The sequence below is a fragment of the Acidobacteriota bacterium genome, from assembly GCA_040754075.1.
Classification (GTDB): Bacteria; Acidobacteriota; Blastocatellia; order UBA7656; family UBA7656; genus JBFMDH01.
Map to the genome: position 1 here is coordinate 154,955 of JBFMDH010000006.1, position 25,574 is coordinate 180,528.

The 25,574-nt window shown below is 49.3% G+C and carries 22 protein-coding genes and 1 tRNA gene; 2 read left to right on the forward strand and 21 right to left on the reverse strand.

Going from position 1 to position 25,574, the window contains the following annotated elements:
• Positions 1-82: 82 nt before the first annotated feature.
• The 3 genes from mdh to AB1757_08885 form a co-directional block, all read right to left on the reverse strand.
• Positions 83-1,012, reverse strand: coding sequence for a malate dehydrogenase (mdh, locus tag AB1757_08875; protein ID MEW6127139.1), 930 nt, complete (start codon positions 1,010-1,012; stop codon positions 83-85).
• Between the two features lie 200 nt (positions 1,013-1,212).
• Positions 1,213-2,163, reverse strand: a complete 951-nt coding sequence (locus tag AB1757_08880; GenBank protein MEW6127140.1) for a sigma-70 family RNA polymerase sigma factor — start codon at positions 2,161-2,163, stop codon at positions 1,213-1,215.
• Positions 2,164-2,293: 130 nt separating this feature from the next.
• On the reverse strand, positions 2,294-3,616 hold the full coding sequence (locus AB1757_08885) for an NAD(P)/FAD-dependent oxidoreductase (protein ID MEW6127141.1): 1,323 nt from the start codon (positions 3,614-3,616) through the stop codon (positions 2,294-2,296).
• A 160-nt stretch (positions 3,617-3,776) separates the two neighbouring features.
• Between AB1757_08885 and AB1757_08890 the strand changes: the two genes are divergently transcribed.
• On the forward strand, positions 3,777-4,181 hold the full coding sequence (locus tag AB1757_08890; GenBank protein ID MEW6127142.1) for a biopolymer transporter ExbD: 405 nt from the start codon (positions 3,777-3,779) through the stop codon (positions 4,179-4,181).
• Positions 4,182-4,216: 35 nt separating this feature from the next.
• Here the strand turns inward: AB1757_08890 and AB1757_08895 are convergent, their stop codons facing one another.
• The 18 genes from AB1757_08895 to AB1757_08980 form a co-directional block, all read right to left on the reverse strand.
• On the reverse strand, positions 4,217-4,891 hold the full coding sequence (locus AB1757_08895) for a dihydrofolate reductase family protein (GenBank protein MEW6127143.1): 675 nt from the start codon (positions 4,889-4,891) through the stop codon (positions 4,217-4,219).
• A 104-nt stretch (positions 4,892-4,995) separates the two neighbouring features.
• Positions 4,996-7,446, reverse strand: coding sequence for a diguanylate cyclase (locus tag AB1757_08900; GenBank protein ID MEW6127144.1), 2,451 nt, complete (start codon positions 7,444-7,446; stop codon positions 4,996-4,998).
• 664 nt (positions 7,447-8,110) lie between these two features.
• Positions 8,111-8,884: an enoyl-ACP reductase gene (locus AB1757_08905; GenBank protein MEW6127145.1), complete on the reverse strand. Its 774-nt coding sequence runs from the start codon at positions 8,882-8,884 to the stop codon at positions 8,111-8,113.
• A gap of 171 nt (positions 8,885-9,055) precedes the next feature.
• A complete protein-coding gene (locus tag AB1757_08910) occupies positions 9,056-11,023 on the reverse strand; it encodes a M28 family peptidase (protein MEW6127146.1) in 1,968 nt (655 codons plus the stop codon).
• A complete protein-coding gene (gene alr / locus AB1757_08915; protein ID MEW6127147.1) occupies positions 11,020-12,174 on the reverse strand; it encodes an alanine racemase in 1,155 nt (384 codons plus the stop codon). The genes AB1757_08910 and alr overlap by 4 nt, the downstream gene beginning before the upstream one ends.
• 121 nt (positions 12,175-12,295) lie before the next feature.
• Complete coding sequence (locus tag AB1757_08920) at positions 12,296-14,923, reverse strand: replicative DNA helicase (protein MEW6127148.1); 2,628 nt, start codon at positions 14,921-14,923, stop codon at positions 12,296-12,298.
• Between the two features lie 158 nt (positions 14,924-15,081).
• Entirely contained in the window at positions 15,082-15,684 is a 603-nt protein-coding gene (gene rplI, locus AB1757_08925; protein MEW6127149.1) for a 50S ribosomal protein L9, read from the reverse strand.
• Positions 15,685-15,789: 105 nt separating this feature from the next.
• On the reverse strand, positions 15,790-16,053 hold the full coding sequence (gene rpsR / locus AB1757_08930; protein MEW6127150.1) for a 30S ribosomal protein S18: 264 nt from the start codon (positions 16,051-16,053) through the stop codon (positions 15,790-15,792).
• Positions 16,053-16,466 (reverse strand): 30S ribosomal protein S6, encoded by a 414-nt coding sequence (gene rpsF / locus AB1757_08935; protein MEW6127151.1) that lies wholly within the window; start codon positions 16,464-16,466, stop codon positions 16,053-16,055. The genes rpsR and rpsF overlap by 1 nt, the downstream gene beginning before the upstream one ends.
• Positions 16,467-16,654: 188 nt before the next feature.
• A complete protein-coding gene (gene pth / locus AB1757_08940) occupies positions 16,655-17,245 on the reverse strand; it encodes an aminoacyl-tRNA hydrolase (GenBank protein ID MEW6127152.1) in 591 nt (196 codons plus the stop codon).
• Between the two features lie 80 nt (positions 17,246-17,325).
• The gene (locus tag AB1757_08945; protein ID MEW6127153.1) at positions 17,326-17,976 is read right to left on the reverse strand and encodes a 50S ribosomal protein L25; all 651 of its coding nucleotides are present in this window, start codon (positions 17,974-17,976) and stop codon (positions 17,326-17,328) included.
• A 71-nt stretch (positions 17,977-18,047) separates the two neighbouring features.
• On the reverse strand, positions 18,048-19,034 hold the full coding sequence (locus AB1757_08950) for a ribose-phosphate pyrophosphokinase (protein MEW6127154.1): 987 nt from the start codon (positions 19,032-19,034) through the stop codon (positions 18,048-18,050).
• 90 nt (positions 19,035-19,124) lie between these two features.
• Positions 19,125-19,199: transfer RNA gene (locus AB1757_08955), tRNA-Gln, on the reverse strand.
• 122 nt (positions 19,200-19,321) lie between these two features.
• Entirely contained in the window at positions 19,322-20,194 is an 873-nt protein-coding gene (gene ispE, locus AB1757_08960) for a 4-(cytidine 5'-diphospho)-2-C-methyl-D-erythritol kinase (protein MEW6127155.1), read from the reverse strand.
• A 144-nt stretch (positions 20,195-20,338) separates the two neighbouring features.
• Positions 20,339-20,926 carry a CAP domain-containing protein gene (locus tag AB1757_08965; GenBank protein MEW6127156.1) on the reverse strand — a complete coding sequence of 196 codons (588 nt, stop codon included), beginning with the start codon at positions 20,924-20,926 and terminating at the stop codon, positions 20,339-20,341.
• 115 nt (positions 20,927-21,041) lie between these two features.
• Entirely contained in the window at positions 21,042-23,153 is a 2,112-nt protein-coding gene (locus AB1757_08970; protein ID MEW6127157.1) for a tetratricopeptide repeat protein, read from the reverse strand.
• A gap of 17 nt (positions 23,154-23,170) precedes the next feature.
• Positions 23,171-23,674 carry a hypothetical protein gene (locus AB1757_08975; GenBank protein ID MEW6127158.1) on the reverse strand — a complete coding sequence of 168 codons (504 nt, stop codon included), beginning with the start codon at positions 23,672-23,674 and terminating at the stop codon, positions 23,171-23,173.
• A complete protein-coding gene (locus AB1757_08980) occupies positions 23,671-24,279 on the reverse strand; it encodes a type II secretion system protein GspG (protein ID MEW6127159.1) in 609 nt (202 codons plus the stop codon). Before AB1757_08980 ends, AB1757_08975 begins: the two co-directional genes overlap by 4 nt.
• A 510-nt stretch (positions 24,280-24,789) precedes the next feature.
• On the opposite strand from AB1757_08980, the gene AB1757_08985 reads away from it, so the two are divergent.
• Complete coding sequence (locus AB1757_08985; protein MEW6127160.1) at positions 24,790-25,284, forward strand: cytochrome P460 family protein; 495 nt, start codon at positions 24,790-24,792, stop codon at positions 25,282-25,284.
• The last annotated feature ends 290 nt before the right edge of the window (positions 25,285-25,574 follow it).

Consider the following 25,574-nt stretch of genomic DNA (forward strand, 5'->3'; position numbering starts at 1 on the left):
GGGGGTTGTAACATTTTGGGCATTTCATAGGCTGAATTCTAGCACAAGTTTTTTAATTTGTGCGGATTTTTTTTAGAAAAATTCAGTGCCCTAAAACATCCACCAACTCCTGAACAGCGGCTGCCGAATGTTGCAAAGCGGCGCGTTCATCAGTCGTCAAATTGATTTGAATAATCTCTTCAATGCCATTGCTGCCAAGTTTGACGGGCACTCCCACAAACAAGTTATTGACGCCGTATTCGCCTTGCAGATAGGCGGCACAGGGCAGAATTTTACGTTTGTCTTTGACAATCGATTCCACCATTTCAACCACCGCTGCCGATGGCGCATAGTAGGCAGAACCGGTCTTCAGGAGGCTGACGATTTCCGCGCCACCACTGGCTGTGCGTTTGACAATGGCGTCTATCTGGTCTTTGGGCATTAAATCCGGCAAAGGAATTCCCGCCACCGTTGAATAACGTGGCAACGGCACCATCGTATCGCCATGTCCGCCAAGCACGAAGGCGGTCACGTTTTCTACGGATACATTCAACGCCTCAGCAACGAACCAGCGCATACGTGCTGAATCCAGGACACCCGCCATCCCCAGCACGCGATTTTTCGGCAACCCCGAATGCTTCAATGCGACGTGACACATCGCATCAAGCGGATTGGAAACCACAATGATAATCGGATTTTTTGAATACTTCATGATTTCGTCAGTCACCGAACCGACGATTCCGGCATTGGTTTTCAACAGGTCATCGCGGCTCATTCCCGGTTTACGCGCCAGTCCCGAAGTAATCACCACAATATCGGAATCGGCGGTCTCTTTATAACCGTTCGAGCCGATGGTAAAAGCGTCGTAGCCTTCAATCGGCGCAGTCTCCGCCAAATCCAGTGCCTTGCCTTGCGGCATGCCGTCGATAATATCGACCATTACCACATCGCCTAGTTCTTTTTCAGCCAACCGTTGCGCTGTCGTTGCGCCGACATTTCCCGCGCCAACGACGGTTATTTTTTTTCTACCCATGATTCCTCCAAATAATGAATGAATGTCAGTTGTTAAATATCAGATGTTAGCTTCATCAGGCGGGCTAATCGCGACCTTCGGACATCTACCATCTGTTAAAAGTAAGCTGATGATTTTAACGCACAGGAGGGGAATCGTAAATCAAGAATAGCGGCTACCAAACAGGTAAAGGATTTAAGAAAAGGGGCAAACTTCCGCTACTAAATTGCCGTCAGTTTTTTTGGCGCAAGCACGCTGAACAGTTTTTGAATGCGCCCTTCGCTATCAACTTCGCAATGCAAGGTATAGCGTTTAGCTAAACCGGCTTTAAAACGCGGCGCTAAATGCTCTCCTTCATAGCGCACCTTGATTAGCAAAGCCGGTAACCCATTCAATGTCATAAATGAATAGTCCAGTATATTCGCGCCTTTTTTGGCAAGTCCGAACAATAGCCGCAGAACATTGCGACGACCACGAATCGGATTAAGCGCGGCATACACATCGCCGCCGCCATCGGAAAAACTCACGGCATCTTCGGTCAATAATTTTTCAAGTCCTTCAACATTTCGAGTCTTCATAAACAGCAAAAATTTTTCCAGCGCCTTGCGAGTCAAGTCTCCGAGATTGGCGCGCGCTGCCAATCGCTCTTTGTTATACCCTTGCAAAGCTTTGCGCGCGCGATGCAGATGCACTTTGACATTGGCTTCGGTTATATCAAGTGCCCTGGCAGTTTCAACGGTTGAATAATCGAAAACATCGCGCAATAAAAGCACGGCGCGCGCCGTTGGCGTCAAGACTTCGAGCGCCAGCAAAAAGGCGAACGACACACTCTCTAACATTTCATATCGCCACACCGGCGAATCTTCATCCGGCGCGGATGGCTCATAAGATGGCAGCGGCTCTATTTCCTGAGTTGGCACAGGTGACGGCAACCACTCACCAACATATCGGCTGCGTTTCCGCTTTCTCAGTAAATCGCGGCTGAGATTGATGGCAACGCGAATCAGCCAAGGTTTAAGCGGTTCATCCAAACGCGCAGGCGGTCGTTCAATTGCTCGCATAAAGGTTTCCTGCACAAGCTCATCGGCATCGGCAGCGTTGCCCGTCATGCGATAACAAAGTCCCCACAACATCGATTGATTCGCTTCAAAAACTTCCGCGCTTATTGCCATCTCTTTCGCTCTGTAAAATTTAAAATCTGCAACCTATCTCCTGAATTCAAGGCTGGTTTAGCAAGCGGTCTTTGACCGCGAATTATCACAGAATAAAACCGCCTCTCAATAGAATATCAACATTAATCCCTCAGGCAGTTTTTGCCAGTTGCGGCGCGTTCCGTTTAACAATCAAGTTCGCCGCTTGCCTGGCGCTCGCCAAACTTGCATCAACCAGCAAACCTTCATTGCCAATCCAATCGCCTACCACAAAAAGCCCATCTACATCTTCAATCTGAGGTCCCGGTCTGCCCGCGATTCCGCGCATCGTCGCGGTGGGAATCGCATGGGTTACGGTGAGCGCAGGCAAAAATCTGCGATGCACCACGGTCTCGCGCCAACCCGGTTGCACCAAATCCATCAACCCTTCGAGTTCCCTTTCAACATCGCCGTTTTTCGCCTGTTCATCAGGCGGCAAATATTTCATCAAGTGAACCAGCACACCACCTTCAGGCGCAAGCGCCGCGACTGCCGAATGCACTGAAAGATAGTGCGGCTTATCGATTCCCAAAGCAAATGTTGCGTTTTCAACCGGCAAGCGTTCCAGAGCTAAATCCAGACACGCCGCTTTCACAACGTTTAATTCTTGCGCCCATCGGGCAAGCGAAGTGCTCTTACTGTTTTCAACCAGCGCGGCGGCAACCGTGGGACTTGCGGCAATGACGACGACATCCCCTTCATATACGCGACCATCCGCCAGACGAACCGCCCGCACCGCGCCATTACTTGCGCGTTCGATGAGTTTCACATTGGCGTTGGTTTCAATCATCGCTCCGGCTTGTCGTGCCACATCTCGCACGCCACTTACTAAAACCTGCCAGCCGCCATCCAGATAAAGCACATTCTTTTTGAAAGCTTTCTGCAACTGGTCAATCGCTGCGCCCGCGCTCATCAACTCCGGCGCATTGACATACGAAGACACGCGAACCAATGCCCTGAGTAAATCTTTCACTTTTTCATGCGAAATCGTTTCATCAAGCCAATCTTTTAAGGTCACCTTCATCAGCGCATTGGCATCAAGTTTAGGCAACGCGCCAAGCAATTTGCCGACTTCCAGCTTTTCAGAAAAGTTGAACAAACCGGTGGTCACCAACGAAAGAAATCCCGCCGGTAAGGTATGTTTCGTGTTGTCATAAATCGCAAATCCGCCTGAAGTCAGCGGCTGTGCGCCTTTTGGCTCAATCCCAAGTTCACGCAAAACCTCTATACCGTAACTGCCGCGATAGAGGGCGTGCGCGCCAAGGTTGAAAAGAAAACCGTCCTGCTCCTGCGTGCGCGCCCGCCCGCCGAGTTCCTGTGATTGTTCAAATAGCCTGACCGATTTTCCGGCTCTTGCAAGAAACGCCGTTACCGTTAGTCCCGCGAGTCCGCCGCCAATGACGATCACCTCGGTTTTGTGTGGTTCCAATGACATATAGAAATCTCCTTGTAAAACAATCTCATTTGCTTCCTACCCACAACACGTTTGAGTCCGGGGAAACGTTACACATCGCAAAAAAAATTTTATTTGGAACAGAAAATCACTCAGAGGTGTCTATGTTCGTGAGCGCCCAATCCAATCAGAGGTCGCGATTTTGAAAAATGAAAATGTAAAAGCTGCACCCGCCAAACCCAACATCAACGTCACACCGCTCATCGATGTGTTGCTCGTGTTAATCATTATCTTTATGGTCATCAATCCGCGCCGCGAAGAACAATTACCGGTCAAAGCTCCGCAACCGGCACCTGAAGGCGCGGCTCCTGCACCTGAAACCTTGATGCTTACGGTATCGCCTGATTATCAACTCGCCTTGAATACCAAACCTGTGGGAATTGATGAAATCGGTGTGGTGCTGAAAACCTTGATGGAGCAAAGAGAGGCAGAAGCGCGTGTGTTGTTTATCAAAGCCCCGGCGGTGCTGCCTTATGATTCAATTGTGCGCTTGATCGATAACGCCAGAGGTTCAGGGGTTATCACCATTGGACTATTGACTAATTGATTGGCAATCAACATCGGTTTAACTGGCGGCTGGCATCATTCGAGCGCGCAATCAAACACCACATCGGTTCCCAGTTGCGCGATTTTTACTGACTGAAAAGTAATGGCATCGCGCAATCTGGTGATACTCAAATCGCCGATGGCTTCGATGCCGCGCCCGATGATTTTCGGAGCAATCACCACAATCAATCGGTTGACCAATTGTTCACGAAGTAGAGCCGTAATGATTCCGGCTCCGCCTTCAACTAAAACCGACTGGATTTGGCGTCTGCGGAGTTCTGCCAGTAACTGTTTAAGATTTACGCGGGAAGAGATGACATCCGGAATTTCGCCACCAATGGTCAGGACTTCCGCGCCAAGTTCTTTTATGGCTGCTTTGCGGGTTTCATCGGCACCAGGACTGGTGGCGATGAGTGTGCCTGGTGCTGCATCTTCACTTAATATATTTGCCTCAAGTGGAATTTTTAAATCGCCATCAACAATCACTCGCAAAGGGTCACGGCCTTTAACCAAACGGACATTCAAACGCGGATTGTCGGCGAGAACCGTGCCAACGCCAACCATAATCGCATCATGTTCTGCGCGCAGTTGATGCGCGAGGGTGAGCGTTTCCTGACAACTAATCCATTGCGAATCGCCTGTGCGGGTGGCGATGCGACCATCAAGCGTCGATGCATATTTCACCGTAACAAAAGGCTGAGAATGTTTCACACCTACGATTACCTTTCAAAGTTTTTATTGACAGGCAGTTTAACCGAATCGCTGATGGTTGGTCATTTACAGGAAGGAAATTTTTAATGACAGGTTGATAAACTTTACATCACGCGAAATGAAGTCAAATCAACTTCAGCAGGGTTATCAGGAGTTGAATCTGCCGGTTGTCCGGCATTTTTGCGTTTGAATTTATTGCTATACATTCCTCTATCGGCGGAAAGCAGTAATTCATCGAGCGTATAGCCATCCAAACCATAGCAAGCATACCCAATGCTTATGCCAATGTGTTTGCCGGCTTGATGACAACTGAAAACGTGTGCATCAATGGTGTGTTGAATACGCCCGACCACCATCGGGGCTTCTTCGGATGTTGCCTGAACGATAGCCACAAACTCATCGCCGGCATATCTGCACAAAAAGTCAAATGAGCGAATCTGTTTTGAAAGCGTGGTGGCAATCTCTTTCAACACCGTATCACCTGCCTGATGCCCCAAGCTATCGTTGACCGTTTTGAAGCCATCCAAATCCATCATCAACACGGCAAATTTATTACCGTAACGTTGGGAACGCGAAACCTCTTCTTCAAACCGTTGTCTGAGGGCGCGGGCATTCGGCAGCCCCGTCAGCGGATCGGACAATGCACTGGCTTCGGTTTGTTTATGATGTAAAACATTGGCAATCGCATCCGATGCCAGTTTGGCAACGGCTTCGACCAATCGCAAGTGGTCGGCTTCGTAGGCGGCTTTATCCTGCGAATACAAAGTCAATGCGCCAAATATCTCCTTCCCTTTAATCAAGGGCACCGCCATCACGGTTTGATAATTATCGAGTTTATCTAATTTCAAGGCATTGAAATCCAATCGTGGGTCAGCGTTATACATCGGTTTGGCGTTGTCGACCACCCACCCGGAAATGCCTACCCCCAGCCCCATTTTCGCGCCTCTTAAATATTCCGAATTGCGCCCGATGACGTGTGCGACTTCGAGCATCCCCGCGTCTGCCGAGCGCAGGTAGAGGACACAGGTCGTATAACTGACAATATCCTGTAAACGCGAAGAGAAGACCGTAAAGGTATCGCGCAAATCGAGACTCGTGCCGATGGTTTGCGCGATGTTGTAGAGGGTGATGACTTCACGATGCGCATTGCGTATGGTTTCAAACGGCGCGTATTTCACCGGCATTGCGTCCGCTGAATCCACCGATGAACGCATCTCCGTTTGTCTATCTTTGCGTTCGACATTCTGATATTTTACTTCCGCTTCAAATCTCGACAGGTTGTCCACAAACGCTTTAACGACTTTCGGATCGTACATTCGCCCGGTATTGTCTTCTAAAAGTTTGACGGCTTCGGCGGGTGTCATGGCTTTGCGATATTGCCGCTCTTCGAGAGCCGAATCATAACAATCAACCACTGAGAGAATGCGTGCCGTAATGGGAATTTGTTCGCCGCGCAAGCCGTCAGGGTATCCTTGACCATCCCAACGTTCGTGATGATGGCGGACAATCGGCACCACCGGGTAAGGAAAGCTGACACGCTCTAAAATTTCCGCGCCGACAATCGTATGGACTTTCATCTTGTCATATTCGGCGGGCGTCAATTTGCCAGGCTTATTGAGAATGTAATCGGGAACCGCCAGTTTGCCGATGTCGTGCAGGAGTGCGCCGGCTTTTAAGGATTCGGTTTCGCTTTCCGAAAGTCCAAAAATTTTTGCCAGACCCGTCGCATAAATCTGTACTCGACGCACATGGTCGTGAGTGACTTCATCTTTGGCATCGATGGCAATCGCCAACGCTTCAATGGTTCTGAGATGCAAATCCGCCATCTCTTCCGAATGGCTAATCGAAGCCCGGACTTTGTCGAGATAGTTTTTATAAGTCAAATAGGTGATTGCCAGAATCGGCACCGCGATGATGAAGGCAAAAAACGAAACCCAGGAAATTAATTCCACCACCAGGCAGGCGGCGATGGCTCCGGCAAAATAGGAAACCGAAGTCCAGAGGAAAGATTCGCGCCAGAATTTGATGACATCGCGCCCGCGCCTCAACGCTTGAACAATGTTTACCAGTCCGGCATTGATCAGGTAATGAACCAATGCCAGCGTCTGCGCTGCTAAAATCAATTGACTGAAATTTCCCGGCAAACCTTTCAGGTCGTCGAAAAGATACCTGACAAATGAACTCGATAAAAATACAGACAAACTCATGACCGCCGTATTAAAGCGCATGACTTTGAGCCGGTTCGGATAATTCAATGAACAGACCGCCGCATTCAATCCGGCAAGGACTACCGCAGGCGCTACACCGTACAGCAATGCCGCAACATAAATAAAAGTATCATCGAGTGTAACGGTGTTTGATAATTTCGGAATGTGTATATCGGTGCGGGAAACCACCACAACCGTCACCAAACTGAGCAGCACCCATTCAATGGTGAATTCCTGTGTGGCAACTTTGAATGCGGAATAGGCAAAAATGACAAGCCCGAATAACGAAACCACGTTGATGAAGAACATGGAAGAGGCGTTTTCATTTTTTCTGGAGCTAGCTTGCATTTTCACCGCTACGAACTTATTTGACCTAAGCTATGTTTGCTGCGTTTTGTGAGCAGGGGCTTGAGCCATCAATTGCTTAAATTTCTCATTCGCATTACCAAAAAGGGGGAGCATTTTTTGTAGGTATCAACAGGCACGCATCTCCACCTGCTGTTAAATAGCTTTTGCGATATTTGCGACTCCTTTTTCGCTACAAGAAGATGGCAAAAATCTCAATCAATAATCGTGCCACAAACACAACTTCCCCTTACTATCATCAAGATTTTTCCTGTCGCATTTGCGGGTTCGCCTGAAGCGCTGAATGAATACGGAAATTATTGAATTAAATCACTTTTGAGGGCATTTTCTGCGCTGAATAATTCTATTAAGAAAATTTCTGCTTATCCCGTCTATAAAAATTATCATTGTAAATATCAGTCATCTTGATTGAATCGCATCTCCTCAATCAGTCAAAATGCCTGAACAGGTTTATTTTTTATAACCGTACCGATTACAAGATAAATAACCAGCACCAATCTCAATCGTTGGTCAATTTTCTAATAGGGTGTTTATAAATTTTAAACTCTTGGCTACGGTTGTATTCAAGCAGGTTGAAATTGGTTCAATCTGAACTTTTGGAAAAACCTGTCATCACCAATACAATTTGTTATCTTGCGAAACCATTTTATGGCACATTCATTCCCATAACGTGATATCCGCTATCAACATGTAGCAATTCGCCAGTTACGCCGCGTGATAAATCCGAGAGTAAAAATAACCCGGCATCGGCAACCTCTTCCTGTGTAACATTGCGCCGCAACGGCGCATTATTTCGCATATGTTCAAGAATTTTTGAAAAGCCGGTAATCCCTGCTGCCGCGAGTGTCTTAATCGGGCCAGCCGAAAGCGCATTGACGCGAATCCCTTTTGGTCCCAAATCGGCTGCCAGATAACGCACACTCATATCGAGCGCCGCTTTTGCGACCCCCATCACATTGTAATGCGGGATGACTCGTTCGCCACCAAGATAGGTGAGCGTCAAAATGCTGCCGCCGTTTTCCATCAACGGCGTCGCATGTTTGGCAATCGCCGTGAGCGAATAAACACTGATGTCCTGAGCGATGCGAAACCCTTCACGTGAAGTTTCAACATATTCGCCTTCGAGTTCTTCTTTTAGCGCAAAAGCAACGCCGTGTACCACAAAATCCAGGGTGCCAAATTCTTCTTTCACTTTACTGAAAACACCTGCGACATCTTCGTCTTTGGTCACATCGCATTCAAACAACGAGGGGTTATCTATGGTTGCCGCCAATTCTTCGGCATTCTCTTTTAACCGTTCACCCTGGTAGGTTAAAGCGATTCTCGCGCCGTGCTCTGCGGCTTTCTTGGCAATCGCCCAGGCAATGCTGCGTTTATTAGCAACACCAAAAATGATTCCCTTCTTTCCATTCAAAAGCATAGTCTCTCCGTTTTTAGTTTCTAGTTTATGGTTTTTAGTTTCTGGTTGCTAATCTCTGCCGGGTAGTCCTTCAACTTGTTGCGAAAAAATTTCGGCTAAATCTGATACCCGCAACTTGCCGGGCAGCAATTCATTTTCTGAACCAGAAATCAAAAACCAGAAACGAAAAGGTCATTGTCTTTTTTCAGGTGTGAGTTTAACTTTCAACTCCTGCCCGTCACGTTTAATGACGACTTCGATCTCTTCACCCGCTTTCAATTCACCCAATACCGCTGTGTAATCATAGACGTTTTTAATATTCATTTGCGCGATTTTGATAACCACATCGCCCGCTTTGAGTCCGGCTTTTTCGGCAGGCGAACCCGGTCTGACGCCGTCGAGTTTCAACCCGTCGTTTTGTTCTGCATAACTTGGTACGGTGCCGATGTACACACGAAAGCCGCCGCGTCTGCCTTGATTCGGTTGTTCGCTTTTAACCCGAACAAAAGCGATGCGCTGAGGTTCATTGGCAACTGTCGTAGCAATTTCGCGAACGAATTCGGCAATCTGTCTGGTGCCTTCGGCATTAATTTTTTCTGCGGTATCTGTCGATTTGTGATAATCATCGTGCGAGCCGGTGAAGAAAAACAGCACCGGCACATCCTTCACATAAAATGATTGGTGATCACTGGGACCGAAACCGTCCTGCCCCGTGCCAAGCTGAAACCGGCTACCAGAGCCATTTCCAGGGTTTGGACCGCTCGCTGAGGTTACGGTTTCACCGTTCAATTTATCGAGCAATGGTTTCCAGGTTGGCGATGTGCCGACGCCACCGACAAACAGTGAACGGTCGCGAAGCCGTCCAACCATATCCATATTGAGCATGGCGACGGTTGACGCAAGCGGCACCAGCGGGTTGCGCGTGTAAGCTGCTGAACCGAGCAAGCCAAGTTCTTCGGCAGAAAACGATAGGAAAACCACGCTACGTTTAAGGTTGGCTTTGTCGCTCATCATCACCCGCGCGAGTTCAAGTAATGCCGAAGTTCCCGACGCATTATCATCCGCGCCGTGATGAATCTTGCCGTAAGGGTTGCCTTCAAGCGATTCGCCACCGCCCAATCCGAGATGGTCATAATGCGCGCCGATGACGACGTATTCGGATTTGAGTTGCGGGTCGCTGCCTTCAATCAAGCCTGCAACGTTTGCCGTCTTGCCATTGAGCTTTACAACATCGGTTTGAAACCCAACTGTGGTGGTCTTTATAACCGAGTTGGCTTGCTTGGCTTCGACAGTCTTTTCTCCATTAGCGCGTTTGGTCGCGTCTTGAATCGAAAAGCCCAACAACGACTCAGCAGCTTGTTTGCTCACCACGACAACCGGAATGCCGGCATCGAGGAAATTCAAATCGTGGCGCATGGTCGAGAGTTTATCGTCGCTGAACTTGTCGGTTTCGCTGATAAAGATGACGCCTGCCGCGCCTTTTTCGCGGGCTTTAATGGTCTTCTTTTGTACTTCGAGACCGGGCGCGGTGAATTCAGCGAATTTGCCGTGCGGGTTGTTGCCATCGGGACTGCCGCGCAAAATGGCGACAACTTTGCCTTTCACATCAACACCCGCGTAATCATCGTGCTGTAGTTCCGGCGCGCTGATGCCATAGCCGACAAACACTAATTGACCATTGACCGGAGTCGAAGATGAAAACGCCAGCGGCATAAAATCGGTGCCAACTTTTAATTTCGTACTAACGATTCCCGGCGTCTCATTGGTGAAAGTTGATGCTACGACCATTTTAATAGCATGGAATTCAAAACTGTTCTTGGCTCCCAGTTTCACGCCTGAAATAAACGAAAAATCCTGTAGATAATTTTTTCCGTCAACCGGTTTCAATCCGGCTTTTTTAAATTCATTGGCGATGTATTTAGCGGCTTCGTCGGCTGGCGGCGTTCCGGCGCGACGACCTTGCAATTTATCCGATGCCAGATAATTGACGTGACGAGTGATGGCATCGGCTGATACTTTGCCACTTGCGACTTTCTGCGCAGTTGCCTGTTGCGCGTAAGCCCGCTGCCAGGCGGGAGTTGCCAACATCAATGCAACAACAAATGAAAATACAAAAGTTTTTTGTACAAATTTATTCACGGCACGATACGGAATTTTCATAATTGCCTCTTGTAAATACGCGGCACGCGTGCGCTGATGCCGCAGGTAATTTCATACGATATAGTGCCTGCCAGTTGAGCGATCTCTTCTGCAGTAATTTCTGCATCGCCTTGCCGACCCATTATAACAACCTCATCGTCAAGCGTCGCCTCAGTAATGTCGGTCACATCGACTAAAGTCAAATCCATACTGATGCGTCCGACAATCGGCGCAAACTGCCCGCGCACCAGCACACGCCCGCGATTTGACAGCACGCGCGGCAATCCGTCTTCATAACCGATGGCAATCGTCGCAATCCGGCTTTCGCGTTCGCTTACAAACGTCCCGCCATAACCGAGCGATGTTCCGGCAGCGACGGTTTTCAAAAAAATGATTTGTGAACGCAAGGTCATCACCGCTCGCCAATCCTGCGGTGCAAGGTCAGTTCTTAAAGTATCGCGCCAGTTGCCATACAGAAGATTTCCCGGACGAATGAGATTGCAATGCGCCTGTGGATAGGCAACAAGCGTCGCCGAGTTCGCTGCATGAATCCAACGCGGATATTGACCGCGCTTACGCGCAAGCGTTTGCGCTTGTTCGAACAATTTGAACTGTCGATTTGAGTAGCCATCGGCTTCCATTACATCCGCCGACGCAATGTGCGTCAAAAGTCCATCAAGCCTCACGTTTTTTAATGGCATTGCCGCATCAAGAAAATTTTCAAGTTCAGTAATAGATACGCCGAGCCTGCCCATCCCGGTATCGACTTTCAAGTGATAATCACAAATTACCCCGGCGCGACGTGCCGCCGCATTTAATTTTTTCAACAAATCAAGGCGAAACATCACCGGCGTGAGCTTATATTGAATAAGCAATTCTTCCTGCCCTTCCCAAAACCCGCCGAGCGATAAAATTGGTTTCGTAATTTCCGCCTCACGAAGTTCGACGCCTTCTTCAGGCAGTGCGACGGCAAACCACGCTGCGCCTTCTGCCTCAAGCACCCGCGCACATTCGATTGCGCCGTGCCCATAAGCATCAGCTTTCATCGCCGGCATGACGGCAACCTCGTTGCCAACGATTTTTTTTATCAAGCGGAAATTATGCGCTAAATTGTCGAGACTGATGATGGCTTGAGTAGGTCTTCGCGGAATGGATGTTTCGATACCTTGCATTACAAAAATAAGTCGTGATGTTTACGATACAAAATTAAAATGGCGCCGACTGATTACCGATTCAAATCTTAGCAAACCAAGCTGCTAAAATCGCTCGAAAAATTTTCGTTTGATGAATCGTTTATTCACCCCGCCACATATTTTCAAAGCGGGTGAACTCTTTCAAAAATGCCAGCGGCACGGTTCCCGTCGGGCCGTTTCGCTGTTTGCTGACAATCAACTCGGCGGTGCCGCGATTTTCATCCGTCGCATTATAAACTTCATCACGATAAATAAAACAGACGACGTCGGCGTCTTGCTCTATACTATTGTGAACAAAGAGGTTAGCGGCTATAAAGTTATGGTGGGCTGGAACCGTTAAGTCAAAAACTTCTTCTTCACCATCAGGTTGAATGGATTTAATTTCATCCCAATAAACATCGCTCGTTGCCAATTTTTCCAGCGCCTCAGAATGAACAGCTTGTGATATACGCTCTGCGCGTTCACGGCTCACATTTTGATGATACAGTTGCGTCCCACAATATGCTGTGCTGATTTTCCGCATCATGTCTCTTGTGGTGATGTGGTTTTCTTTCATTGCTGGTAATACATAATGCTGCCAGATATCTTGAGGCACAATATCCCTATTGGTATTGGCTCGGAAATTGGCAACGGAAAGTTTTATTTCTGCCAAAGAGAGTTTTCTGTATTCGCCAACCGCACCAATAAGGTCAGCAAATTTTTCCAACTCATTTTTTCCGCTCACATGAACCTGATGTTGATCTCTGCCTTTCCCATTTTGAGAAATTCTATACAAACTTGCGTTGATACCCGTTCGCAATAAAAGCGATTGAACGCTGATAGCCAATGCTTGGCTGCTGGATGCGTAATAGATGCTTGGATAATGATTTTTGGTTAATCGGATGCACCCGTCGGTTGCCCAGAGGTGGCGAAGGAAAAGTGCAATTGCTGATTGGGGTTGCTCAAAAACCTTTTGCGGAATGCGCTTTTCATAAGAGCGCAGCCCCCATACGCCTAACTCGCTCAACCATTCTGAAACGACGCTGCGCACCCTATGTGTATGATGTCGCGTTGAAGACAGATAAACCTGATACCAGTTGCGCTCAAATTTTATACGTGGAGCGACTTCACCGCCAAAAACTTCGACAGCAAGCGTAGCGACCAAGTCCGCCAAATCTTTTTCGCGAGTCGTATATTGAATCGCCTGGCGAGGCAACGTACAACCATCGCCAATTAAATGACCAAGCAATGCCAGTTCCGCATCACTCAGGGTCTGCTTGTCGCCGCTTGGAACTACTCGCGGCATTGCCAATCGCTCACCGGTTTTTAATTCATCTAATCGTTTCCATCCGGCAAAGGTGCGGAACTTGTGATTTGCAGTGGCGCGAATTTCACGCCCCAAACGAGTCGTCATTTTGTAAACTGGCTTAATGCCTGTTGAAAAAGCATTGCTAACCACTGCTTTTTCGATTTTCATCGTCGCTTCATTTAATGCCCAAACCGCAAAGTCTGATTTACCAACCAGGTCATGAATTGGAACTTGTCTGCCAGTGTCAGCAAGCGTCACCAAACTATCGCCCGTAAGACAACCTGAATCTCTTAAATCGCTCAGTTGCGGGCGGTGGTCGCTGCGGGTTTCGGTGGCGCGCGAGAGTTGCGATAGGGATATGACCGGCACATCCAACTCTTTGGCAAGAATTTTCAAATCGCGCGAAATCTGCGAAACCTCTTGCTGGCGCGATTCGATGCGCCCGCGCCCCTGCATCAATTGCAAATAGTCAACCACCAATAAATCCAGTCCGTGTTCGGCTTTCAGGCGGCGCGTCTTGGCGCGCATTTCCAGAACGCTGATACCGGGCGTGTCATCAATAAAGATTTTGGTTTCACATAAACGCCTTAACGCATCCGCGAGCCGCGCCCATTCTTCACGATTCAGATAACCGGTTCGTAAACGGTGCGCATCAACCCGGGCTTCGGAACAGAGCAAGCGCGATACCAGTTGTTCAGCGGACATTTCCAGACTGAATATGCCGATGGTATGGGCATTTTTCGCCGCATAGAGCGCCATATTCAACGCCAGCGCGGTTTTCCCGACAGACGGGCGGGCGGCGATGATAATCAAATCCTGACGTTGCATCCCTGAGGTCATCTGGTCGAAATCGGTAAAGCCCGAAGGAATGCCGGTAATCATTTCGGGACGCCCGGACATCTGTTCGATTTGTTCCAGACGGCGTTGCGCCACATCGCCGATATGTTGAAAGCCTGCGCGAACGCGGTCTTCGGCAATCTGAAAAATCGCCTGCTCAGCCTGGTCTAAAATGACGTCGGGGTCGTCTTCTTCGTCAAAAGCGCGGGCAATGATTTGGTTCGATGCGGTAATAAGCTTTCTGAGAATCGCTTTCGATTTGACGATTTTAACGTAAGGCTCGATGGTGTCGGTGCGCGGCACGCCATCAATCAACGACGAGAGGTAAGTGGCATTGCCGACCTGTTCGAGTTCACCGGCGCGGCGCAACTCTTCGGCAAGCGTAATCATGTCAATCGACGAGCCGCGCTCGCTGAGCACAATCATTTTGTCGAAGATGCGACGATGCGAGTCGAGGAAAAAATCGTCACGGCGCATCAATTCCATTGCCTGATTGCAGACCGAATTGTCGAGCAGAATAGCGCCGAGAATCGAACGCTCCGCTTCAAGATTTGAAGGAAGCCCTTTTTCAAAAAATGGGTCGCTGGCTGCTGATCGCGTCATAATGCCGATTCCTGAACGGTGATTGAAAGTGAATGAGCGTTGCGGATTCTACATTACAAATGCCCGATGTGCGAGGGAGAAAAAAAGGGTGAAGGATGAAAGATTCAGTAACTTTTCATCCTTCACCAAATAGGTTGGGTAGAAAAATATTTTTCAGATTACGCTTCTTCGGAAGCGGCGGTTTCAGTGGCTTCAGTAGCTTCTGCCGCGTTCACTTCAGCGGCTTCCGTCGTAGCTTCATCCGCCGTGGAATCGGCTACAGGAGCCGCTTCTGTGGCGGCAGCGGTTTCGGCAGGCGCTTCTTCGCCGCCTTCTCGGCGTACCGAAACTTTGACCGTGGGGGTCACTTCGCGGTGCAGTTTGATCACCACCTCAAACTCGCCGGTCTCTTTAATCGGCTCTTTCAACGCCACCCGGCGACGTTCGATTTCATAGCCTTGCGCTTTTAACGCTTCAACGATATCGAGCGCCGTCACCGAACCGAAAAGAATGCCGGATTCGCCGACGCGACGTTCAAAGCGCAGTTCCAAACCATTGAGTCTTTCGGATTCGCTTTGCGCGGCTTGGCGTTCGCGTTCTTCGCGTTTGGCAAGCACGCGGCGTTGTTCATCAATCATCTTTTTGTTACCGGCGGTGGCATTGATCGCCAGTCCTTGCGGCAACAAATAATTTCTTCCGTAACCTGTACGCACACGCACGACTTGACCACGTTGCCCCAGGTTGTCTACGTCTTCACAAAGTAAAACATCCATATGTGCCATTGTATAAACCTCTCTTTTCCAGTCGAGAGTCGAGAGTCAAGAGTCGAGAGTCCGATTGTCAAAACTGACTCCAGACTCCAGACTCCAGACTCCAGACTCCATAGATTAGTCTGCAGCAAACGGGATCAGCGCGGCGTTGCGAGCGCGCTTGATTGCGGTTGCGAGCATCCGTTGATGTGGTGAGCATACGCCTGAGATGCGACGCGGCAAAATTTTACCGCGTTCAGGAACATATGAATTCAACACCCGGGTATCTTTGTAATCGATGTAATCGACGTTATCACTGCAAAACCGGCAAGACTTTTTCACTCGCACAAAGCGACGATTACCGCCTCTTTCTTTATCCTCTCGTTTCGGTTCGGAACTCATTATTCGTCACCCTCCTCTCTTGAAGCTTGAGCATAGTTGTTGCCTCGCGAATCGCGACGTGGTTTCGGCGCATGATTTGAATTGCGCGAACTGCGCCGGGCTTTGAATTTGGCAGCGCGTTTGAGGTCTTCATCGATGCGGATGGTCAGGTAACGGATGACTGCATCAACGACGCGCATACGGCGTTCGATTTCAGCAATTTCTTTACCGGAACCTTCAACGGTCAGTATCACATAATGACCTTCATTGAATTTTTGAATTGGGTAAGCGAGGCGGCGAAGCCCCAGGCGGTTGACATTCGTGACGCTCGCCCCCTGATGGGTGACGGTGTCCGAGAATTGAGTGATGAGAGATTGAATGTCTTCCTCTTCGGTTTTCGGAGAGACAATAAATAGAACTTCGTAAACTCTCATTGAAGAGATTTCCTCCTTATGGATTTTTTGAACCCTTCGCGGGTTCGGTTAAGCCCTGACCTTGAAGTCAGAGCAAGGAGATTCGATTTGAGAACTCCTTGAGAAAGAGCTTGAGATAGTGAAATCTAATGTAATGACGACCGGTAAAAATTTTTGCCGGTTTAAACCGACCCATTTTCCGTCACCTGTCAATCATCACTTTTCACTTCTTTCACACGTTCATTAAAACTTTGCATCGCGCGTTCGACATCGTCTTTGAGAATCATCTCGACAGCATCGGAAGCGCGGTCGAGAACTGCGTTCAATGCTTCGTAATCTTTCCTGGGTATCGGCGAAAGCACGAAATTTTTCAATTGCCCGACCTGATGCTCAGGTTTAATGCCGAGTCGCAGGCGCGGAAAATTTTGACTGCCGAGCCGGTCAATAATCGATTGCAAGCCTTTTTGCCCGCCGGCGCTGCCATGCGGGCGTATGCGAATCATGCCAAATGGCAACGCCACATCATCGCAGGCGACTATAAGGTTTGACGCTTCACCGCCCGCATATTTTTCGAGCAATGGACGAACCGCATTGCCGCTCAGATTCATGTAGGTCAGGGGCTTGACGAGCATTATGCGCTCACCCGCCAAATTGACCTCTGCGATTTCGGCGCTGGCTTCTTCGCGAAAGCGATGCCCGCCTGCTCTTTCAAATAACCGGTCAATCAGCATAAATCCGAGATTATGTCGCGTCTTTTCATAATCTCGTCCAGGATTGCCAAGCCCGACAATTAACTTCATAACCCAGTCGCCAGTAGTCGGTGGTCAGCAGTCGGTAATCTGTTTGATGAAACCGGCTCCCGACTACCGATAGCCGACTACTATTCTTCGGTTTTCCCTTTTTTGATGACTTCGGGTTCACCACCTTCAGGGGTGGCTTCAACAGGTGTCGGTTCGGCGACCGCGAGGCGCGAAGCGACAACGCCTGCGACCATCTGATGCTCATCGGTCATCACTTTAACTTTCGTCCGATCATAGATGAGGTCGGCAACCGTGGCGTGTTGTCCGAGAGATAACCCTGACACATCAACCTGAACGTGGTCGGGAATGTCTGTAGGTAAGCATTCGATTTCGACTTCGCGTAAATCGGATTCGAGAATGCCACCCTGATTTTTGACGCCGTATGGTTCACCAATCATTTCAATCGGAACACGAACCCGTGTAACCGTGGTCAGCGACAGACGCATTAAATCGGCGTGTAGCAATTTCCCTTTCACGGGGTCAACATACCAATCTTTGATAATAACGGTGGTCGGCGCTTTATCGGCAATCGCCAGATTGAAAATCGTATTGTGCCCATGCTCGGAACGTAAAATCAGGGCAATCTCCTTGGTATTGACAGCAACTGCAATCGGGTCTTCGCCTTCGCCATAAACGGCTGCGGGAATCAGCCCTTGCGTTCTCAAACGGCGGGCAAAGCCTTTGCCAACGCCTTCACGAACCGTAGCATTTAATGTAATTTCTATATTCATTTTCGACAAACTCCTATGACAAGTAGTATTGGAAGGCAATCTTGCAATTGCCTCTCGTCATCTTTCACAACTCAAATAAACAACCGACTCACAGATGTTTCATTGTGAATCGAAACCAGCGCCTGCGCCAGAAGTCCGGCAACGCTCATACATTTGACTTTCGATGAGCGACAGGCTTTTTCTGTCGGAATCGTATTGGTCACCACCACTTCTTTAAGCGGCGACGCTTCGATTCTCTCAAGCGCCGGGTCTGAAAAAACCGGATGCACCGCCGTCGCGTAAACCACCTCTGCGCCATTTTTCTTGAGCGCCTCGGCGGCTTTGACAAGTGTTCCGGCAGTGTCAATCATATCGTCAACAATCAGTGCCGTGCGCCCTTCGACTTCACCAACCACATGCAAAACTTCGACTTCGCCGAGGCGGTCATAATCGCGACGTTTATCAATAATCGCGAGTTCTGCGTCCAGGCGTTTCGCATAGGCGCGGGCGCGTTCAACGCCTCCGGCATCGGGCGCAACCACCGTCAGGTTCGGCAGGTTCTGCTCCTGAAAATATTTGACCAGCACAGGCGCGGCAAATAAATGGTCTGACGGAATATCAAAGAACCCTTGAATCTGTCCGGCATGCAAATCAAAAAGCAAGACGCGGTCGGCTCCAGCCTCAGTAATCAAATTGGCAACGAGCTTCGATGAAATCGGCACTCGCGGACGGTCTTTGCGATCCTTGCGCGCATAACCGTAATAAGGAATCACGGCGGTTACCCGTTTTGCCGACGAACGCCGGAAGGCATCCAGCATGATGAGCAGTTCCATGATGTTTTCGTTCACCGGCGGGCAGGTTGGCTGGACGATAAAACAATCTTGTCCGCGCACATTTTCGAGGATTTGAAAATTGTACTCGCCATCAGAAAAGCGTCCGGTATTGGCTTTTCCAATCTCCATGCCAAGATGCTGGCAAATCTCCAAAGCAAGCGGTAAGTTGGCATTTCCTGAAAATACCTTCAAATTCTTAACGCCCCCCTCTTTGATACTTGCGACGCCTTCCTCTGTCAAACTCACAAATCCCCCTTAGCAAAAGTAAGCAACAGACAGTAAGCCGTAGACAGCAAAGTTTTCATCATCTGTCGGCTGCCGACTACTGACTGATAATGGCTGGGGAGGGAGGATTCGAACCTCCGAATGGCGGCTCCAAAGGCCGCTGCCTTACCACTTGGCGACTCCCCATCAATTGATTTCGATTTGATGATTCGTAGCGAGTCCCCCGCACATCTGCGGCGCAGACTCCATTGAAGAGTTATTTTGCGGATGAAATAGACTCGAAGCAAATGTTTTTCGACAATTTTCAATTACTCAAAAATAGTTTTTTTATATTGACCACGATTAATCGTATGGGCGCACTCTGCCCAATACCCCCGGGCACGCATTAAGTCTCTAGCGTTTTCGCTCGTTACCTGATTGTCAAAGACCGCATATACCGTCGCGCCGCTGCCCGACATCAGCGCGTGTCGTGCGCCTGCTTCAATTAAGCTCTTTTTGACTTCCGCGATTTTCGGATAGTCGCTGAACACCACCGCTTCAAAATCGTTTCTGGCTCTTAGTGGTAGCCTATGGATGTCTTTTGCGGCAAAAAAAGTAAAGGGTATGATAAGGGGCGACTCTTGCCTTGTCAACCGTGAAAGCTTTTTGTATGCCTCAGCCGTTGACACCGCAATGCCGGGATTAACTAGCAATAAATTCGCGCAGTTTACCTCTGCAATCGGATAGACCTCTTCGCCGCGTCCGATGCCAAGCATGGTTCCGCCGATTAAAAAAAGCGGTACATCGGAACCAAGTTCCGCAGCCATTGATGTCAATTGCGTCTCATCCATCACCACGCGCCAGAGCCGCAAAAGTCCCAACAGCGTTGCCGCCGCATTCGATGAACCGCCGCCCATCCCGGCAGCTACGGGAATGCGTTTTTCAATTTCGATTCTCGCGCCGCTTCTTACCCCTGCGGCTTCACGCAGTTTGGCAGCCGCCCGATACACCAGATTCGTTTCATCCGTCGGCACCCGCGCATCGGCGCAAACAATGTCGATTGCGCCATCAGTTTCAGTCAAGGTCAGGGTGTCGTGCAGCGAAACCGTTTGATAGATCGTCCGAAGTTCGTGAAAACCATCTTCGCGTTTGTAAAGCACATCAAGCGTCCAGTTGATTTTGGCGTAGGATTTAACTCGCATAGGATACAGGATACAGGATTGGGGATTCAGGACAGAAGAAACGATGAAGGCAGAACGATGAACAATGAACAAGGTTGAAAGCGGAATGCTCTACGACAACCAACTGTAAACGTTCATACTTTCACTGAATCCGTATCCTGTATCCTATTTACTGATGAAAATCTGAGTGAAATAGACCGTGCCGTTGGCGCTGATCCAGGCGCCGATGGCGCTTTGCGTATAAACCGATTCGAGGATATTTTTGCGATGACCGGGGCTGTCCATCCAACCGCTCAGACTTGCGGCAACCGGATTGACATAGCCGTTCGAGTACGCGAGGTTTTCGCCCAGAACCCGCCAGCGAATGCCGTATTCGCTTACCCGCTCTTTGATGGTGCGCCCTTCAGGGTCGGTGTGCGAAAAGAATTTTTCTTCCGCCATGCGCCAGCTGTAATAACGCGCCAGCGGCAACAGTTCATCCGAAAAACGCAACGGCGCAAGCCCGCGCGCTTTGCGCTGGCGGTTGACTTCATCAAAACAGCGGCGTTCAAGTTGTTCGACTTCATAAAGCGGACGGTCGGTTTTGCGCGGACCCGAATCATCCATGTAGGGCGTATGTTTCTTTTCATCGCCGTCGCGGACAATGCGCCCGCGCGTCGCAACCGACACATTTTGTGCGTAACCGGCAAGGAGTGGCGAGACCAGGAAAACACCTGCTCCAATCAATAAAAAAACGCTCAGAGTCTTTTTCATAACAGTCCCTGCTTGGCTGTTTGGGTATCAAGGGTTAAGACTTAGCGACAGACGACAGAAGTCGCTGCTATCCTAACTCTTGTCTACAGATTTCTGAATAGTAATTTCCTTGAAACTATTTTTTGCCCAGTTTTTCTTTGATTTTTTTAATTTCTTCGGGTTCGGTTGCCAGTTTCAAAGCCTCTTCCCAACTGGCGCGCGCTTTATCCATTTGTCCGAGTTTTTTGTAAAGGTCGCCCAGATGGTCGTGAATTGCCGATGAGCGCGGCGAATAAATGACCGCCTGCTCCAGGTGTTTTTGCGCTTCGGGAATTTTACCCTGTTTGAAAAACGCCCAGCCCAGTGAATCGAGAAATGACCCATTGGTCGGCGCAATGTTGACAGCGCGTTGAATCAAAGCAGTCGCTTCCGGCAAACGGTCGCCGCGTTCTGCCAGAAAATATCCGAGGTTATTGAGAATCGTCGCGTTTTCCGGGTCGATTTCTAAAGCCTTACGCAAAGTCGCTTCGGCATCCTTCATCTTATCCTGGCGCTCTTGAATAATGGCGAGGGTAATCAACGGACGAATGTCTTTGGCTTCAAGGGCAATGGCTTTGCGCACCGTCTCTTCTGCCTGTTTCAACTGATTGGCTTCAAGCTGAATGCTTGCCCAAACCATATAAACATCGGAATCCTCTTCATTATTTTTGAGCAGCGATTTCATGGTTGAATCGACGGTTGCTATATCGCCGAGTTTGCCTGCCGCCTGGGCGCGCGCGAATTTGAACGAACGCTCGTTGGGAAAGCGGGTCATCGCAGCATTGGCGGCTTCCAGCGCCTCTTTGTTTTTGCCTTCATCAAGCAATGAATCAAGGATTTGTTCATCGGGACGCGGGCTGTCTTTGCCTAAGACTTTGCGCATGCGCTCAAAGGTTTCATAGGCTTTGTCGCGTTTGCCCGAGGTGCGATAGGCGAGCGCAATGCGGGCGAGTATCAATCCGGCGTTTTGTTTATCTTCTTTGCGGTCGCTCACCGTACCATCAGGATTGAGAATTGCGCCAAGCGCCTCTTCATAGGTGTTCACAGCTTTATCGAAGTTCTGCATCTCTTCGTAGGTTTCGGCGAGCGAATAAAGAATCGGCAAACTGTCGGAAACATCTTGACCTTTGAGGGTATCTTCGAGGGTTTTCACCGCCTCTTCGCGTTTTCCTGAACGGCGCAAGGCATCGACTTTGGTGCGCATGGCAGTCAGATAAATCGGGCTGTCTTTGCGCGCCAGTTTCAAGACCGGTTCCAATTCTTTCACCGCTTCATCATATTTGCCGGCAAACACCAGGGCGTCGGCATAATCGAAAATCAGCGGCGAAATGCCGATGCGACTCATACCGGTTTCGTCATCGTCGTCGTCTTTGGCTTTCGGGTCTTTCGGGTCTTTTTTATTCAACGCCTTTTTGTAAATGTCTAAAGCTTCCTGAGTACGACCCAGACGAAGATAGGATTTAGCCAGCAATCCCGCATATTGCGTGGATTTGGGGTTGAGGTCATAAGCTTTTTTCGCGGCTTCGGCGGCTTCGCGGAATTTGTTTTCCTGAAATAACCATTGCGCGAGTTGCGCGTGGATGGCATCTGCCGACGTATCATTTGTTGAAACCTTCTTTATCGCCTCAATCGCTTTGTCGCGGTCTTCGAGCGTCCAGTACAAATCGGCAATCAATGCCATCACTGGAATCGGGCGTTCGCCGCCGAAATCAATTTTGGCGCTTTGGTCGCGTTTGGCAATCTCTTCGAGTTCTTTAACCGCATCCTGAGCTTTCTCTTTTTTGAATTCGTTACCGACAAACGATTGCGCGATGTAAATGCGGGCAATCAATTTTCGCGCATCGAGATTGTCAGGCGCGACATTGACGGCTTCGCGAGCCTGCGATTCGGCATCGATGACGTTGCGCTCTTTCAGATAAAGCGACCCCAGCGCCACCCGCAAATCGGCAGAGGTCGGATCAAGTTGAATCGCTTCTTTGTAAGCAGCAATAGCTTTGGGCGTATTGCCGGACTGCTCGTAATTTTGGGCTTCGAGATATTTCTTCATCGCCGCCGCGCGATCCGTCTTTGGCTCCTGTTTGGTGTCCTGAATCGGTGTTCGGGAATCTGTTCTGAACGGGTTCAAATTGGCGCTGAACCCAGTTTGAGGAACGGTCGACAAGAGCAAAGCCAGTGCCGAGCCGGTAATGATGCATTTATTATTTTTCAATGCGCTACTTCCTTTCTTCAATCTTGATACGTAATCGAATCGAAATATCGAATCGTGCGTTGCCAGGCGGTCGAACGCGGATAGCACGAGAAAACGATTGCCAAACCGACGAGTCCGATTAACAGCACATCGCGCTGCGACCCGCCAACAAAGGTAATCACCAGAGCCAGTATGCCGATAATTTCGGCAATCGCCACCGAAATAATCGTCGTTTGCACAAAATGTCTGATGAGTCCTTTAACCCCGCGGCTTCCGGCAATATATTCAAGTTTCATTTTACCGAATTGCGAACGGCGAAAGGTAATCGAAGCAAAAGCCAGAATTGCCGCCGCAATTAAAAAGTGCATTTGATAATCCGATGTTGCCTGGCGATTTGCCGCGCCGAGTAAAAACAACCCGATAACCAGATAAATGGCGATGCTGAACGCAATGGCAACGACAATCATCGCCGCAGTGCGTTGCGCCACCGCAATCTGTTGCGCGAGGTCGGGTTTTTCGCCTTGCTCTGGATTAAAAATCACTCCTTAACGCCTCCAACCAGTTGACCGTTTTCAATAATAATATCATCACCGGTACTCGGTTTGCCGTCGGGACCCGAACTTGAAAGTTTATAACGGCTGGCTGTGCCTTTGTATTCAAAGGGGTGTGACCAGGCATCAAAGCGCATCACCATCGGCATAAAACGCGGCGCAAGTTGGTCAATCAATTTCTCGCCGCTTTCCGCCGCGACATAGCCGCCGCGTTCGCGCCGAAAAGCTTCAAGCGCCGTGACAAGGGTTCTCAGGTCTGCGGTGGTGCGCAATATTTTTTCTTTGCGAATGGCAGTTTCAATGAGTTCAAACGATTCCCAGCGCCGGTCACCCGCGCGAATTTCCACTGCCTGCCAGTTCCCCTGTTTGTCCTGCGCTAAACGAAAAGCGGTGTCAACGGTCGCTTCAACGACTGCCTGTCCGCCCATCCCTGTGCTGATATCTTTGATATGAATATTATTGACGTTATCAAAACCGAGAGCCGCCGCGATTTTTTTACGCGCTTCACCGGCGCTTAAATTTTCTGCCAAAGCGACGACCAGTAAAAGCGCCAAAATAACGGCTGAAATCATCAGCAAACGAAGGGTGGATTTCATGGCTTATGTTCTCCAAATCGGCACGGGAGCTTAAAACTTGCGACCTCTTAGCTATCAGCCATAGTAACAAACGCCTTTTTGCATTGGCAACAGGATTAGCTTTTAAGAAAGGGGGTTAGCTTGTTTAAGCTTCGCAGGGGGCAATTCAAAAGCCTGGGCAATGCCCCAAATGATCAAGCTCTCCGTTTTTCAAACCTTAAAAGAGCCATGACCTGCAGTTAATCGTTTTTGCCGTCTGAATCTGCTTTTTTGCGTCCGAACGTGTGCGACACAGACGGTTGAAATGGTTTATATTAATTTTCCGTTCGACAGTGTGGTAGAAGAAGCGACAGAACCAGGCCTCTTGAGCGGTAGTAAATGTATAAAATGAGCAACTGTATTTTCCGGCGACGACTTGAGAAAACCTCCTAAGTCGTCGCTTTTGTTTCTGTGAACCAGAACTCACCGCTCATCGCAGCCTAAACCATTAGAGGTTTTTAACTGGCTCTAACCTCTGGAGAATCGAAAGTGATGATTAAACGACGACTCTTGATTGCACTGATAGCGATTACCGGTTTAACCGCCGTGACACACCTGCACGCGGCGTCCAATAGCGAAGTTGCTTATCCGACAGGCTACCGCGAGTGGACCCATGTGAAAAGCACTTTGATCAGCCCTAACGCTCCCACCTTCAGGCGTTCAAGCGGACTGCATCACGTTTACGCAAACGAAAAGGCGATGGAAGGTTACCGCACAGGGCAGTTCGCGGATGGCTCAGTCATCGTCTTTGACCTGCTCGAGGTCAAAGAGAACGACGGCATCACCACAGAAGGCGCGCGGCGATTTATTGATGTTATGGAAAAAGACAGTAAACGGTTTGCCGCAACCGGCGGCTGGGGTTTTGAAGAATTCAAAGGCGACAGTCAAACCGAGCGCGCCCTGACTGCACAAGCGCAAACTGCCTGTTACAACTGTCACCTACAGAAAAAAGAGCGCGGTTTCGTATTCAGCGTTTATCGCCAGTAAAGCGTTTTTATGCGCGAACGCCGGAACAGGCGAATCCATTCAAACGTGCTAGCTCTTTCGAGCAAGTCATGCGTTGGAGCCGAAAGATGGATTCGCCTTTATCCATTCGATAGGCAGCCTCCTTTCTGCAAAGCCATCGCATTCTCGCCGAGAGCGAGGGCGCTTTCCAAAAGAGAAGGATGTGCCCTCGGATGAGGCGGGTTAGGCGGACGAGTTTGGGTTGGTTTTCGCTAAATCCGTTTCATCCGCTCAATCCGAGGGGAAACTTTCTACCTCTTTATTGAAGCTGA